Here is a 14,402-nt window from a genome sequence, read left to right as displayed (position 1 = left end):
TCAGACATATGGGCTTAGAGCAGGTCAAGATGGACTTCGCCTTTCTAGCTATGGCCTTTAATCTGAAGAAACTATGTGCTAAGGTTGCTCGAAAGGCGAAAAACACTCCCAAAAGACCTATATCAACCCTCAATCTCGGCCTCATGCGCTTCCNCCTCCTCGAAAAACACAAAAATATCCCTCAAAGGCTAAAACCGGTGGCTTAACCAACCCCAAACCAAAACTAAAAGGAGCTGCGCCAAAATTCATTTTGACACAGCCCCTTTTGTCTTATTAAGTAAGGAAAAGTTCGCCAAAGTTTAGCGACGGATACCTAATTCCTTAATAATCGCACGATAACGCTCGATGTCGGTCCTGATCAGATAATCCAGCAGACGGCGACGCTTACCGACCAGCATCTTCAATGAACGGGAAGTGTTGAAGTCTTTGCGGTTTTGTTTGAGGTGCTCGGTAAGGTGAGCAATGCGGAAAGTAAAGAGCGCAATTTGGCTCTCGGGGCTACCTGTGTCGGTAGCAGACTTACCGTACTTTTCAAAAAGTTCGGCTTTTTTTGCGGAGTCTAAATACATTTTATTAGCTCTAATTGTTAAACAATAATGCTACACCCGCCTAAACGGAAGTAGATCGGCTGCAAAGGTAGCTTTTTATCCTCATTCTCACAATATTAAAGCTCTCAAAAACATAAAAGTGCACTTAAGGTTGAAAACTGCGGAATGAGAGAAAACCGGACAGAGTGGACAAATCCGGATGTCTTTATTTTGTATTTTCAGAGTAAAATATTGTGCTTGAAGGATAAATATGCAACCTTTATTATCTGTGTTTGTGTTTCTTTATATGTATTTTTGTACTTATAAATGAAAAATTTCAACGTATTATATAATGTATAGAACTAAAACTTGTGGCGAATTAAGATTGTCCGATGCAGGCAGTAATGTCACATTATGCGGATGGGTGCAGCGTGTGCGCCGTATGGGCGGTATGACTTTTATTGATCTGAGAGATCGTTATGGTATCACTCAACTCACTTTTAACGGTGAGCGTATCAATGCCGAATTGGCTGATAAAGCTGCTCATTTGGGACGCGAATATGTCATACAGGTTACGGGTACAGTGGCCGAACGTTCAAGTAAAAATCCCAACCTTCCGACAGGAGATATAGAGATCGATGCCACAGGTTTGGAAGTCCTCAACCGTTCGGATGTACCGCCGTTCACAATTGAAGACGAAACTGACGGGGGCGATGAACTGAGAATGAAATACCGTTATTTGGATTTGCGCCGCAGTTGTGTGAGAAGAAATTTGGAATTGCGTCATAAGTTTGCTCTTGAAGTTCGCCGGTATCTGGACAGTCAGGGCTTCATCGAAGTGGAAACCCCTGTTTTGGTTAACTCCACACCCGAGGGAGCGAGAGACTTTGTGGTGCCTTCACGCATGAATCCCGGACAGTTTTATGCCTTGCCTCAGTCTCCTCAGACCTTGAAACAGTTGCTTATGGTAAGCGGGTTTGATCGCTACTTCCAGATAGCCAAGTGTTTTAGAGATGAAGATTTGCGTGCCGACAGGCAACCCGAATTTACACAGATCGACTGCGAAATGAGTTTTGTGGAGCAGGAAGATGTGCTGACTGTTTTTGAAGGTATGGCTTCCCATTTGTTCAAAAGCATTATGAATATCGATATAGAAACGCCTTTTCCCCGTATGAGCTGGCACGAGGCAATGAGCAGGTACGGATCCGATAAGCCTGACTTGCGTTTCGGTATGCCTATGGTGGAAGTAATGGATATCATGCAGGGACATGGTTTTGGCGTATTCGATGAAGCGGCTTATATCGGTGCCATTTGTGTGCCGGGAGTGGCAGATTACACACGCAAGCAAATAGATGAATTGACCGAATGGGTTAAACGTCCTCAAATCGGAGCCAAAGGCTTGGTAAATGTCAGAGTACAGGCCGATGGTTCGATTAAGAGCAGTGTAGATAAATTCTATACGCCGGAGGTATTGATGAATCTGGCTGAGCGTATGGAGGCTAAAGCCGGCGATTTGATTCTGCTGATTAGCGGAGTGAATGTTACCAAATGCCGCAAACAGTTGGGAGAGTTGCGTTTGGAGATGGGCTCCCGTCTGGGCTTGCGCGATAAAAACAACTTTAACTGCCTGTGGGTGATTGACTTCCCGATGTTTGAATGGGACGATGAAACCAACCGCTTCTATGCTATGCACCATCCGTTTACTTCCCCTAAACCTGAGGATGTAAAATTGCTGGACAGCGATCCGGGTGCTGTGCGTGCCAATGCCTATGATATGGTTATCAACGGCGTAGAAGTAGGCGGTGGCTCCATTCGTATCCACGATAGCGAGTTACAACATAAGATTTTTGAAAAATTAGGATTTACACCGGAGCGTGCCGAGGAGCAATTCGGTTTCCTGATGAACGCTTTCAAATATGGTGCTCCTCCTCACGGCGGTTTGGCTTATGGTCTGGATCGTTGGGTCTCTCTTTTTGCCGGCTTGGACAGTATTCGCGATTGTATTGCTTTCCCGAAAAACAATGCCGGCCGGGATGTGATGCTGGATGCTCCTTCGAGATTGGAACCGGAGCAATTGGACGAGCTTTATTTGGATTTGAAGCCTATTCCGGAGAAATAATCGTGCAGGAAAAAATATACATTAAAGATATTCTTGAGGTTTTAGAGCATTATCTACCTCCCGCTTTGCAGGAGTCTTATGATAATTGTGGTATACAGGTCGGTTTGGCCGATCGACCTGCGAGCGGTGTGCTTTTGGCTGTGGACATAACCGAAGCAGTGGTGGATGAAGCTGTAGAAAAAGGGTGCAACCTCATCATAGCACATCATCCCTTGCTCTTTAAGCCGCTGAAGCAACTTACGGCTGCGAATTATATAGAACGGTGCATAATCAAGGCTGTGAAGCACGATATAGTTATTTATGCCGCTCACACCAATGCCGATAATGCCGGCAGAGGACTGAACGATATCATTGCCCGGAAATTCGGATTGAAGAAAACACGCCCTCTGGAGCCGATGAAGGGACAGTTGGTGAAACTGGTTTGTTATGTGCCCGGGTCTCATGCCGAATCTGTTCGTCATGCTCTTTGGGAAGCCGGAGCCGGTGAGATAGGCGCTTACGACCAGTGTAGCTATAATCTCACGGGCAATGGTACTTATCGAGCAGGAGCGGGTACGCAACCGTTCATTGGTAAGCAGGGTGTTCTGCATACCGAACCGGAAAGTTTGATTACGGTCATCCTTCCCCGGTATCTCTGTTCTAAGGTGATTGCTGCTATGCTTGCCGTTCATCCGTACGAAGAACCGGCTTATGATCTTGTTTCTCTTGATAATGAGTGGGCAACGGCCGGTGCCGGTATTGTGGGGGATTTGGAAGAAGAAATGCCGGTAGAGCTTTTCTTGCAGAAGACAAAAGAGGTGTTCGGCATTTCTTGCTTATGTCATTCCTGTTGTGCAGTTGATCGGGTTAAACGTGTAGCCATCTGTGGCGGAGCAGGGGCTTTCCTGTGGCGAAGAGCACGGAGGGAAAAAGCGGATGTTCTGATCACCGGCGAAGCTAAGTACAACGACTTCTTCGATGTCGAAGGCCGTCCTATGCTGGTTACTGTTGGGCATTACGAGAGCGAACAGATAGCTGCCGAACTTTTTAGCGGTATTATATCGGAGAAATTCCCTAACTTTGAAGTCTATTTAAGTCAAATATGTGCCAATCCGGTACACCATTTTTAAGCATTACTATGGCTATAAAAAAGAAAGTAGCAGAACCCGAAGATCAAACAGTGGAAGAAAAGCTGGTTGCATTGGGTAATTTACAAAAGATAGTATACAAGATCGACGAGATTAAGACCCTGAGAGGTGAGTTGCCATTGGAAGTGGAAGACCTTGAAGACGAGATCGGAGGATTGGAGACTCGTTTATCTAATTACGATGCAGAAAATAAGGGGCAGGCTCAAGCCGTGCTCGGTGAGAAAAATAAGATTGCTACATCTAAGAGCCTTATTGAAAAGTATCAAAGCCAGTTGAATAATGTCAAGAATAATCGGGAGTATGATAACCTTTCCAAAGAGATAGAATATCAGAATCTTGAGGTTGAACTGGCGGAAAAAAATATCCGGGAATATACGCAGGAGATCGAAGACCGTAAGCAACGTATGGCTGACCTGCAAACCATTCTGGAGGGACGTAAACAGGATCTGGAGGCGAAGCGTAGCCAGCTTGAGACCATTGTGGCGGAAACGAAGCAGGATGAGGAGCAGTTGATGGTGGAAGCCAAAAATATCGAGGCTATAATAGAGCCGAGGTTGCTGAATGCTTTTAAGCGAATACGTAAAGGCACGATGAATGGTTTGGCTGTGGTACCGGTAGAGCGCGATGCCTGTGGCGGCTGTTTTAATAAAATTCCACCTCAAAGACAGCTGGATGTTAAACTGCATAAGAAAATCATTGTTTGCGAATACTGCGGCCGCATTATGGTAGACCCCGAATTACTGGGTATTGAAGATCAGGAACAGCGTTAGCATTTTCAGCCGGCATGAGTGAGTTGCTTAAAACCGTCAGTGATACGATTAAACGCGAGCAACTTCTTTCTGTTCGTGAAAAAGTTATTGTAGCCATTAGTGGAGGAGCCGATTCGGTAGCCTTGCTAATGGCTCTTTTTTCTTTGGACTTTCAGGTTGTCGCTGCACATTGCAATTTTCATTTGAGGGGAGATGAAAGCGATGGCGATGAAGAGTATGTACGACAGTTGTGCAAAACCCTTGGAATCGAAATTTATGTAAAGGATTTCGACACATATGCTTATGCAGGAGAGCACAGTCTTTCCGTAGAAATGGCTGCCCGGGAACTTCGTTACACCTGGTTCGATGAGTTGTGTGATGATTTGGGTATCGGAAAGATAGCTGTGGCACACCACAATAATGATCAGGTGGAGACGGTATTGCTGAATTTGTCTATGGGTACGGGTATTCGTGGGGTACGAGGGATGAGGTATATGAGAGATGGAAAAATCATTCGTCCTTTGTTGGATGTTTCCCGGGAAGAAATCGAATGTTTTTTGCAGGAACAAAATCTTTCTTATCGTGAAGACTCTACAAACAAGGAGTTTGTGTACAAAAGAAATGCACTCCGTCATAAAGTTATCCCCGCATTTACGGCACTTAATCCGGCATTTGTGGAAACAGTGGCACGAACAGCAAGAAATCTGGCCGGTGTAGAAGAACTTTATAATTATACTCTTCGGAAAATAAAGTGTGAAGTGCAAACAGATTCCGGTTTTTTAATTCAGCCTTTGAAAGCTTATCCGGCTTTAGATACGATTCTTTATGAATTACTTAGAGAGTATGGCTTTAACCGTTTACAGTGTGCTGATATAAGAGCATCTTTGGATAACCCTCCAGGAGCTGTTTTTTTTAGCGCTACACATCGCCTGATTCGCGGACGTGAGACATTGGAGCTTATCCGTTTGGATGACCTTCGGTGCGATATGCCGCCTGTTTCGATCGATTTGTTATCTGGCTCGGGGAGAGTAGAATTGCCTTTAGGAGATGTATTTTGGAAAAAACTTCGGAGAGATGAGCTTTCTTCTTTTGAGCGAAATCCGAATCTTCTTTATTTAGATGCTCGATTATTACCTGATCGATTATTGTTTAGAAAAGTGCATCCGGGTGACCGTATAAAGCCGTTTGGAATGAAAGGAACGAAAAAAGTCAGCCGGATTTTTATAGATAATCACATCTCTCATCGTGAAAGGCAATCGACTTTTTTGCTTACTTGCGACGATTTTGTTTTGTGGGTACCCGGCCGGGTTGTTAGCGACAGGTTTCGAATTGATGAAAATACTCGGAATATTTTTGTATTCACATTCATTCCCCGGTAAGATTGAAAGTGTATGTTTTAATGTGTTTTATTGTTATTACACTTTCTTTATATATATTTGTACTGCAAATCTAAAGTGAAAAGAATACTTATGGTGATGTCATTCTGGGTTAATTCACTTTTTTATTCTGCGTTCACTCACTATTCTTCTTTTTATCATTAAAGCATATCCTTCGATGTTGTTATTGGTTTCGTAATCAATAATGATTGGAAGAATAATCAATACTTATAGCTCTATCTTTTACTGTATAGAAAGTTATATTTATCAAAAGATTATCATTTATTTTATGCAGAAATTTAATATAACTGAACTCAACGAAAAAACGGTTGAACAATTAAAGGAAATTGCCTCTGAGCTTGGCATTAAAGGTGCAAGTTTAAAACAGGACCTTATTTATGACATATTGGATGCCCAGGCTGTAAATGTAGCGGGCGTTAATGCCGTAAAAATCAAGGAAAAAGAGGAAAAAAAGGCAAGCAGGAAAACCAATCGTACCAAGTCGAAACAAAATGCCGGAACTGCTGAAAAAAAGGAAGAACCGGAAGAATCGAATGCCAAAGAACAAGATTCGGCCGATGAGGGTAAAGCTCCGAAAACTCGAAAGAAACGGGGAAGACCTTCTAAGTCTGAAATAGAGGAAAATATTCCGGAAAAAGAATTCGGTAACAGTCAAAAACGTCAGGAAGAAGAATCTTTTGGGCAAACTCCGGTAAAAGATGTAGCCAAAAATCAAGAAAAAAACGATACCCCTCCGATCCCAAAGCAAACCGAAGAGCAATCTAAAGCTGCTAATATAAAAGAACAGCCTTTGGCGCCGGTGGTACCTGTGGCTACCTCCAATGATACAGATACAGCAAAAGAAAAAGAGGCGAGCGAAGCTGTTCAGCAGTCTGTCGGTGTAGATGGTACCCGGGTTTTCAGACATAAAAACAGTACGACGCTTTTAGATCAGGTTTTGCCGATTAACCAGCCTCAGCAACAACCAAAGAAACAGCAGCCCAACCAATCGCAGAGCAATCGTCCTCAGCAATCTGCTCCACAGCAGTCTCCTGCTCCTAATAAACCGCAACGTATGCCGGAGCAAATGGAGCCGGCATTCGATTTTAAGGATGTGCTCGAGTGTCAGGGCGTATTGGAAGTGATGCCCGATGGATATGGCTTTCTCAGATCTGCAGACTATAATTATTTATCATCTCCGGATGACGTTTATGTATCTCCGATGCAGATCAAACAAATGGGTCTTAAAACCGGTGATACGGTGTGCGGTACGATCAGACCGCCTCGTGACGGTGAGAAGTATTTCCCGTTTGAAAAATTGAGGTCGGTGAACGGATTGCCGCCGGATGAGGTGAGAGATCGTATCCCTTTCGATCATTTAACCCCGCTCTTCCCAAATGAAAAATTCAGGTTGGAATCTCCGAATGTTCCTTCCGTTGCGGATAAATTGGGAGTGAGGATTGTAGATCTCTTTTCTCCTATCGGTAAAGGTCAGCGCGGTTTGATCGTTGCACAGCCGAAAACCGGTAAGACGATGCTTTTGAAAGATATAGCCAATGCCATTGCTGCCAATCACCCGGAGGTTTACATGATTATTCTGTTGATAGATGAGAGACCGGAGGAGGTAACGGATATGGCACGTAATGTTAATGCAGAAGTTATCGCCTCTACCTTTGATGAACCGGCCGAACGACATGTGAAAATTGCAGAAATCGTATTGAACAAAGCCAAAAGACTGGTAGAGTGTGGGCATGATGTGGTAATTTTGTTAGACTCCATTACCCGTTTGGCACGCGCTTATAATACGGTTCAGCCGGCTTCCGGCAAAGTCCTTTCCGGCGGTGTGGATGCCAATGCACTTCAAAAACCGAAGCGTTTCTTCGGTGCAGCGCGAAATATTGAAAACGGAGGCAGTCTGACCATTTTGGCTACGGCTTTGCAGGAAACCGGCTCTAAAATGGATGATGTTATCTTTGAGGAATTCAAAGGTACGGGCAATATGGAGTTACAGCTTGACCGCAGACTTGCCAACAAACGTATTTATCCTGCTGTGGATATCGTTTCCAGCAGTACCCGCCGTGATGATCTTCTTCAGGATGAGAAAACTCTTAACTGGATGTGGGTGCTCAGAAACTTCTTGTCCGACATGAACCCGATAGAGGCCATGGAGCAGGTAAAGAAGCAGATGGAGTTGACATCTACGAATATGGAATTTCTGGCGTCGATGAACAGGTAATGATTTTTTTGACAGTATAGGTCTTTATTATCATAAAAATCCGTACATTTGCCACGGTTTTCAAGAAAAACCGAAAGGGGTCGGGTAGCTCAGCTGGATAGAGCAACAGCCTTCTAAGCTGTCGGTCCTGGGTTCGAATCCCAGCCCGATCACCAGAAAAGGGATGTGGGAGCATCCCTTTTTCTATTTACAGGTGATCGTGTATATGCGAATCTTTCCGTATCTATCGTTATAATAAAAGGATAAACCATAAGCAATCATTTATATATCATCTAAAATCATTAGTTTTGAACTAAATTATTAAAACAGATTTATGGGACGAATAATAGCCCTCGCAAATCAAAAAGGAGGGGTGGGGAAGACCACTACCGCCATCAATTTAGCCGCTTCTTTGGCATCGCTCGAGAGAAAAGTGCTGTTGATAGATGCTGATGCTCAGGCTAATGCTTCATCGGGCTTGGGATGCGATGTAGCTAATTTGCGAAAAACTATTTATGAGTGTTTATGCAGCCAATTATCCATTAAAGACATCCTGATACCGACATTGGTCGATGGCTTGGATCTGGCTCCATCTCATATCGATCTGGTTGGTGCGGAAGTCGAGTTGATGAATGTGCCTAACCGGGAAAAAGTGCTGAAAGAAGTCTTGGCTCCGGTAGTGGATATGTATGACTATATTCTTATTGACTGCTCTCCCTCTTTGGGCTTAATTACGGTAAACTCTTTGGTGGCAGCTAACAGTGTAATTATTCCGGTTCAATGCGAGTATTTTGCCCTCGAAGGAATTAGCAAACTGTTGAATACGATTAGAATTATCAAAAGCCGTTTGAATCCACAGTTGGAAATAGAAGGCTTTCTCCTTACCATGTACGACAGCCGGACCAGACTCAATAACCAGATATACGAAGAAGTTAAACGGCATTTTAAGGGACTTGTTTTTGATACCGTTATTCAACGGAATATAAAGTTGGGAGAGGCTCCCAGTCACGGATTGCCGGCTTTGATGTACGATGCGGAAAGTCGTGGCGCTTTGAATTATCTGCAACTTGCAGCCGAACTCTTGAAAAAACACGAAAAATGACAAAACACAGAAATAAATCGGCCTTGGGGAGAGGCTTGGATAGTCTTTTGTCCGGAGGAGATATTTCCGGATCTTCTTCAATCAGCGAACTGTTGCTTTCGGATATTGCTCCCAATCCTGACCAGCCGAGAAAGGAGTTCGATACAAAAGGTTTGGAAGAGTTGGCCACCTCAATTAAAGCCATAGGTCTGGTTCAACCCATTACCGTGCAGGATTTGGGTTCGAGCTGTTATATGATTATATCCGGAGAGCGTAGATGGCGTGCCTGTCAAATGGCCGGATTGGATACAATACCTGCTTATATCCGTAAAGTAGAGGATGGACAGGTGATGGAGATGGCCTTGGTTGAGAATATTCAACGCGAAGATCTGAACGCCATTGAAATAGCATTGGCTTATAAAAAACTTTTGGAGGTTTTCGGGCTTACACAGGACGAGCTCGGCAAACGTGTCGGCAAAGGTCGTGCCACGGTGAGTAACTATCTGCGTTTGCTGAAGTTGCCGGCAGAGGTGCAGTTAGGGCTTTGCGAACATAAAGTCGATATGGGCCATGCACGCGCTTTGTTACAGCTGGATGAAGCCGAAAAACAGATACTTCTTTACAGTAAAATCATCGATGAAGGATTGAGCGTGAGAAAAGTGGAAGAACTGGCTCGTGACTGGCAGCAGGGAAAGACGGAGATTCCGTTCAAATTGGGTTCTAAAAAGAAAGAGAAAGAGATTTATAAGGCTCTGGCTGCACATTTGGAGCAGTTCTTTTGTACCAAGGTTTCTGTCAATTGTAATGATAAGGGGAGCGGTAAATTGACAATCGCTTTTACTTCTGAAGATGAATTGGAGCGTATAATGCTTCTTTTCGAAAAAATCCGCAACACTTAGTATGAACAGGTATTTAAGAATTTTGGCGATAGTCTGTGCTGTTTGTTTCTTTTCTGTAGAAGTTTTAGAGGCAGAGCAGCAGTTGGCGGATAGTCTGTTGGTGGAGCGGAACCAAACCGTGAACCCCGGAAACAATATTGCGCCTGTTAAATCAGATACGGTATCCTTGGGATATTGGAAGCCGAATTCTAAATACTCCATTCTCTTCGGCCTTATTCCGGGCGGTGGCCAGATTTATAACCGCAAATATTGGAAGTTACCCATTGTTTACGGAGCTTTCACAGCATGTACTTATGCCCTTATCTGGAATACCAAAACATATAATGAGTACCGCAATGCCTACCGGGATTTTTTGAGTGAAGATCCGTCAAAGAATACCGCATGGCTGGACTTTGCTCCGCCCGGTACCAAACCGGAAGATTATGCCAAATACGGCCATCTGAAAGAACCGCTCAAGAGGGGTAACGATACTTTCAGGCGATACCGCGATTTAAGTATTATTGTTACTGCGGGGGTCTATCTTCTTTCCATTTTGGATGCTTATGTGGATGCCGAACTGTATGAGTTCGACATCACTCCCGATCTTACCATGCGAATTGCTCCCGATGTGCAAATGAGCAATCAACCGATGCAAATCCCGCAATTGGGTGTATCTTGCAGTTTACTTTTTTGAAAATGATATTGAAATCATCGAAGCGAATATCTCCGTTGTTTTTGTTCTGTGTATTGTTTGTTTTTGTGCAGACGTTTACACAGGCGCAGTTTGTGCAACACGGAGCAGCACGTATAACAAGAACGGTTAAGACAAGCCATGGCGACAGTTTGGCTACGGCAGCTGTCGATACTTTGGACGGAAAAACATTGCAAAGACCGGCCTCATCGAATGATGACATGAGTTTGCCACTGTCTTATGATAAAGATCTGGAGCAACTCATCAAGACGTGGCATGCCGGTTATACGAAGAAACGTAATAGCCATGTGTCGTCTTTACCGAAAAATCATAATATACCCGATAGCGTTTATGTACAGCGTCTCTCCAAATTGCCCACGGCTATTCCTTTGACTTATAATGTGTGGGTAAAAGATGCTATCGAGATGTTTTTGTATAAACGATCCGGGCTGATCAGTTCGGTTCTTACCATCGGAGATCTTTACTTTCCCCTGATGGATCAGATCTTCGACCGTTATCAATTGCCCATTGAGCTTAAATATCTCACTATTATAGAATCGGGTTTGAACCCGGTGGCCGTTTCTCCGGCAGGTGCTGCCGGATTGTGGCAATTTATGCTTCCTACCGGAAAAATCTATGGCTTGGATATAAACAGCCTTGTGGATGAGCGTATGTCTCTTTCGCAGAGTACGGAGGCAGCGGCCAAATATTTGCGCGATATGTATAATATTTATGGAGACTGGCTTCTCGTTATAGCTGCCTACAACTGCGGTCCCGGACGTGTAAACAGTGCTATTCGCAGAGCCGGAGGGAGCCGGGATTTTTGGAAGTTGTATCCGTATTTGCCACGCGAAACCCGCAGGTATGTTCCTTTATTTATCGGTGCTTACTATGCGATGTCGTATCATAAGGAGCACCAAATCGGTTCTTATGAAGTCGGGACGCCGATTGCTACGGATACGATCATGGTGAATAAATCTTTAACCTTCGACCGTGTGCATGAGTTGTCCGGTGTCAGCCATGAAGACATACGCATCCTTAACCCCCAGTACAAACGTAAAGTAATTCCGGGCAATGTGAAACCTTATCCTCTGAGACTGCCGGTAGGAGCCGTTTTTATGTTGGATGCCAAGAGAGATTCTTTGTTTTCGGAGCGGTCTGTCGTTTCTGTGGATATGGCCGGAGCGGATAAAACTTCGGATTTCGGTATGAGTACCTCCTCCACGAAGTATTACAGGGTGAGAAAAGGAGATACTTTGGGTAAAATAGCCAAAAAACACCATATGACCGTGGGCACCTTGAAGCGATTGAATGGCTTGAAATCCAATAAATTAAGAGTTGGTCAAAGGTTGATTGTTCGTACTTAGAAAAAGCGAAGCAATTTCATTTACGAATGAACGTAAACAAACAATAAATTGAAGTAAATCTTGACTAACTCATATTATATCATCACCCATAGCCGTTTATTTTATCGATAAAATCCTTTTTTGAAAAAAGCGTACCACGAAGCAATATTCTTCGGAGTACTGGCTCCCAGAAGATATAGCAATTTGCGAGTAAACTCCAAATGGCCCAAACCGTTTGCCGTAACGATATTTCCGTCACTGACAGCTTTCACATCTACATAGCCGGTCTCATTCGTATAACTTTCACCGCCCCATTGTTTGAGTTGGTCAAGACCGTTGCCCGTGTGCTTCTAAAACTTCTGTGTGGAATTTCTTGCTTTCTTCAAAGTTCTCCGATGGGTAGAAAAATTATCGTAATTCATTTTATTTCTTCTTATCTAACTGTTTTATTGCATGTTTATGTGTGAATTGAATCAAAGGGTTTGACAAATCCCAAGTGTTCAGTTCTTCCAGAACTAACCCCTTGTGCTTCTTGCCAATATCTTTCAAGGCATTTCCCACAGATTTCCTGAGGTACTCGTTTTCATGTGCTTTATGCTTGCTGATTAGTTCAATGGCAACCGATGGATTTTCTTTGAAAAAAGGGCGGCTCGTCCAAATCCTCAACCCCTCCGTTACTGCACGGATAACATTCGGGTTATCGTCATTCAGCCATTCTTTGATGAGCGGCAAGGACATTTCATAGCCTCTATTTTTGCATACTTCATCAAAAGCCTTTGCAAGCATTTCCTGTACACGCCAATTTTCATCGATGCTTACTTGCTTTTTCAGAAAAGAAAGAGCATCATTATTTTCCGCTGCTAAACGCCCCAGTATTGCAGTTGCCAACATTCGTGCTTGATAGGTTTCCTGTTTGAATAGCTGGCATGCAAAATCAAAACATTGTTCCTTTGAGAACATCGCCAACATTTCATCCGCTCCACTGTTGATGTGTTGAAAGCCATGTTCGATTTGCTGTATTCGATTGAGTATATTATTAATCTCTGTTTTCATTATCTTTTCTCCATAATTACTTTGAAAACGGCTTGTTGTTTATTATTCTCGTCCATGCGCTCTTTTCTCCACAACAAGGAAGAAGTTGCCATATCCCAAAATACATACTTCTTCTTTTCGGTGATATTTTCGGTCAGAACAATTTTATCGCTCATTTTGCCGGCTGTCGGACGAATAGGACTGTACAACCATGGAAATATGTCCTATGCAGAAATCTTAGGATCGATGATACTAAGTGTCATTCCCTATTCAGTATTGGGTTGTTTGTCTTGCAAACTGTAAATTCTTTTATGATACTTAAATTTTATCTGCTGTGATGACTCTGTATGTGTTTGAATTAACGGTGATGCGAATGTGTTCCGTTTCGTTAACGATGTAATAGTTCTTGCCTTTTTGCAGAAAATGTGTTTCATCTGTTCGTCCAATGACACCTGAGATAAATTCCCTGATCTCTTTGGAGGAGAGGCAAAGCCCCAGCTTACGGTTTATCCTGTTGTAGACAAGCTCCGTGTAGCAGAGATTTTCGATGATGATGTTTTTCTGAGGATTGCTCATATTTTTATCTTTGCACTATAAAATCTGATGAGTGAAGAGCTTACAAGTCTTTGAGCAGACCATTCTCATCATATTCGAACATCGCTCCCCAAACCACTTCCCAATAGTATCCGTCAAGGTCTGTAAAGTAAGCATGGTAGCCACCCCAAAAAGTCTCTGTCGGCTCCTTGACTACCGTTCCTCCGGCGTGTCGTACCAGCTCAACCACTTCATCCACTTCTTTTTGTTGCTCCACATTGTAGGCCAGAGTAATCCCTGCAAAGCCGTTGGCAACTTTCGGTGGATTGGCTTTGTCGATATCTTTGGATAGCAGGTCGAGTGGATAAAGTTCGAACTTTGTGCCGGGCGTATTGAAAAATATGACGTGAGGGTTATCGCTTTTCTCATTGGTCTTAAAGCCGAGTCCGTCCCGATAGAACTTTATGGCTCGTTTCATATCGCGAACTCCAAGGCAAATACATGTTATCTTATTCATTCTTCAGTTTTTTAATGATTTTTATCCGATAGCCTTCAACAGTAAATTTACAGAATTCCATAACATAAATTCGATATAAGTGACAGACTCTTCAAATAAAACAATCGCTATCATTGAGTTTTTAGCTCTTTGATAGCGATTGTTCTTTACAAATGATAGTTGATTTAGGGAGGATGGAGTTTTAACACAGCCTCAACATTCTGTTTTTTT

Annotated in this window: 14 protein-coding genes, 1 tRNA gene and 1 pseudogene; 10 read left to right on the top strand and 6 right to left on the bottom strand. The window is 43.4% G+C overall.

Annotated features, from left to right (window positions below; genetic code table 11):
- Window positions 1–299: 299 nt before the first annotated feature.
- The gene (gene rpsO / locus A3GI_RS0107885) at window positions 300–569 is read right to left on the bottom strand and encodes a 30S ribosomal protein S15 (RefSeq protein ID WP_018360914.1); all 270 of its coding nucleotides are present in this window, start codon (window positions 567–569) and stop codon (window positions 300–302) included.
- 310 nt (window positions 570–879) lie between these two features.
- Here rpsO and aspS point away from each other — a divergent pair, with 310 nt between their 5' ends.
- From aspS to A3GI_RS0107835, 10 genes are all read left to right on the top strand, one after another.
- On the top strand, window positions 880–2,646 hold the full coding sequence (gene aspS, locus A3GI_RS0107880; RefSeq protein ID WP_018360913.1) for an aspartate--tRNA ligase: 1,767 nt from the start codon (window positions 880–882) through the stop codon (window positions 2,644–2,646).
- A 2-nt stretch (window positions 2,647–2,648) separates the two neighbouring features.
- Window positions 2,649–3,755 (top strand): Nif3-like dinuclear metal center hexameric protein, encoded by a 1,107-nt coding sequence (locus A3GI_RS0107875; protein WP_018360912.1) that lies wholly within the window; start codon window positions 2,649–2,651, stop codon window positions 3,753–3,755.
- Window positions 3,756–3,763: 8 nt separating this feature from the next.
- Window positions 3,764–4,543: a zinc ribbon domain-containing protein gene (locus A3GI_RS0107870; protein WP_018360911.1), complete on the top strand. Its 780-nt coding sequence runs from the start codon at window positions 3,764–3,766 to the stop codon at window positions 4,541–4,543.
- 14 nt (window positions 4,544–4,557) lie between these two features.
- Window positions 4,558–5,901 carry a tRNA lysidine(34) synthetase TilS gene (tilS, locus tag A3GI_RS0107865; RefSeq protein WP_018360910.1) on the top strand — a complete coding sequence of 448 codons (1,344 nt, stop codon included), beginning with the start codon at window positions 4,558–4,560 and terminating at the stop codon, window positions 5,899–5,901.
- Window positions 5,902–6,103: 202 nt separating this feature from the next.
- The gene (gene rho, locus A3GI_RS0107860) at window positions 6,104–8,134 is read left to right on the top strand and encodes a transcription termination factor Rho (protein ID WP_018360909.1); all 2,031 of its coding nucleotides are present in this window, start codon (window positions 6,104–6,106) and stop codon (window positions 8,132–8,134) included.
- 78 nt (window positions 8,135–8,212) lie between these two features.
- Window positions 8,213–8,289: transfer RNA gene (locus A3GI_RS0107855), tRNA-Arg, on the top strand.
- Between the two features lie 158 nt (window positions 8,290–8,447).
- Window positions 8,448–9,215 (top strand): ParA family protein, encoded by a 768-nt coding sequence (locus tag A3GI_RS0107850; protein ID WP_018360908.1) that lies wholly within the window; start codon window positions 8,448–8,450, stop codon window positions 9,213–9,215.
- Window positions 9,212–10,093, top strand: a complete 882-nt coding sequence (locus A3GI_RS0107845) for a ParB/RepB/Spo0J family partition protein (RefSeq protein ID WP_018360907.1) — start codon at window positions 9,212–9,214, stop codon at window positions 10,091–10,093. Before A3GI_RS0107850 ends, A3GI_RS0107845 begins: the two co-directional genes overlap by 4 nt.
- A 1-nt stretch (window position 10,094) precedes the next feature.
- A complete protein-coding gene (locus A3GI_RS0107840) occupies window positions 10,095–10,766 on the top strand; it encodes a DUF5683 domain-containing protein (RefSeq protein ID WP_018360906.1) in 672 nt (223 codons plus the stop codon).
- A 92-nt stretch (window positions 10,767–10,858) separates the two neighbouring features.
- Window positions 10,859–12,130, top strand: coding sequence for a lytic transglycosylase domain-containing protein (locus A3GI_RS0107835; RefSeq protein ID WP_169333230.1), 1,272 nt, complete (start codon window positions 10,859–10,861; stop codon window positions 12,128–12,130).
- Between the two features lie 101 nt (window positions 12,131–12,231).
- Here A3GI_RS0107835 and A3GI_RS11495 read toward each other — a convergent pair.
- The 5 genes and pseudogenes from A3GI_RS11495 to A3GI_RS0107810 all read right to left on the bottom strand — a co-directional run.
- Window positions 12,232–12,459, bottom strand: a pseudogene (locus A3GI_RS11495) (glutamine amidotransferase); the annotation flags it as partial.
- 73 nt (window positions 12,460–12,532) lie between these two features.
- Complete coding sequence (locus A3GI_RS0107825) at window positions 12,533–13,162, bottom strand: DNA alkylation repair protein (RefSeq protein WP_018360903.1); 630 nt, start codon at window positions 13,160–13,162, stop codon at window positions 12,533–12,535.
- Window positions 13,162–13,317 (bottom strand): hypothetical protein, encoded by a 156-nt coding sequence (locus tag A3GI_RS11660; RefSeq protein ID WP_018360902.1) that lies wholly within the window; start codon window positions 13,315–13,317, stop codon window positions 13,162–13,164. Before A3GI_RS11660 ends, A3GI_RS0107825 begins: the two co-directional genes overlap by 1 nt.
- Window positions 13,318–13,459: 142 nt before the next feature.
- Entirely contained in the window at window positions 13,460–13,717 is a 258-nt protein-coding gene (locus A3GI_RS0107815) for a DUF3781 domain-containing protein (protein WP_018360901.1), read from the bottom strand.
- Window positions 13,718–13,757: 40 nt separating this feature from the next.
- Complete coding sequence (locus A3GI_RS0107810) at window positions 13,758–14,192, bottom strand: VOC family protein (protein WP_018360900.1); 435 nt, start codon at window positions 14,190–14,192, stop codon at window positions 13,758–13,760.
- Window positions 14,193–14,402 lie beyond the last annotated feature (210 nt).

The sequence above is a fragment of the Porphyromonas macacae DSM 20710 = JCM 13914 genome, assembly GCF_000379945.1.
GTDB classification, from domain to species: domain Bacteria; phylum Bacteroidota; class Bacteroidia; order Bacteroidales; family Porphyromonadaceae; genus Porphyromonas; species Porphyromonas macacae.
This window is presented reverse-complemented; position numbering and strand designations above follow the sequence as displayed.

Bases quoted from the DNA above. Each gene is read 5' to 3' on its own strand.
- rpsO (WP_018360914.1), bottom strand. From the start codon at position 569: ATGTATTTAGACTCCGCAAAAAAAGCCGAACTTTTTGAAAAGTACGGT.
- aspS (WP_018360913.1), top strand. From the start codon at position 880: ATGTATAGAACTAAAACTTGTGGCGAATTAAGATTGTCCGATGCAGGC.
- A3GI_RS0107870 (WP_018360911.1), top strand. From the start codon at position 3,764: ATGGCTATAAAAAAGAAAGTAGCAGAACCCGAAGATCAAACAGTGGAA.
- tilS (WP_018360910.1), top strand. From the start codon at position 4,558: ATGAGTGAGTTGCTTAAAACCGTCAGTGATACGATTAAACGCGAGCAA.
- rho (WP_018360909.1), top strand. From the start codon at position 6,104: ATGATTGGAAGAATAATCAATACTTATAGCTCTATCTTTTACTGTATA.
- A3GI_RS0107850 (WP_018360908.1), top strand. From the start codon at position 8,448: ATGGGACGAATAATAGCCCTCGCAAATCAAAAAGGAGGGGTGGGGAAG.
- A3GI_RS0107845 (WP_018360907.1), top strand. From the start codon at position 9,212: ATGACAAAACACAGAAATAAATCGGCCTTGGGGAGAGGCTTGGATAGT.
- A3GI_RS0107840 (WP_018360906.1), top strand. From the start codon at position 10,095: ATGAACAGGTATTTAAGAATTTTGGCGATAGTCTGTGCTGTTTGTTTC.
- A3GI_RS0107825 (WP_018360903.1), bottom strand. From the start codon at position 13,162: ATGAAAACAGAGATTAATAATATACTCAATCGAATACAGCAAATCGAA.
- A3GI_RS11660 (WP_018360902.1), bottom strand. From the start codon at position 13,317: ATGAGCGATAAAATTGTTCTGACCGAAAATATCACCGAAAAGAAGAAG.
- A3GI_RS0107815 (WP_018360901.1), bottom strand. From the start codon at position 13,717: ATGAGCAATCCTCAGAAAAACATCATCATCGAAAATCTCTGCTACACG.
- A3GI_RS0107810 (WP_018360900.1), bottom strand. From the start codon at position 14,192: ATGAATAAGATAACATGTATTTGCCTTGGAGTTCGCGATATGAAACGA.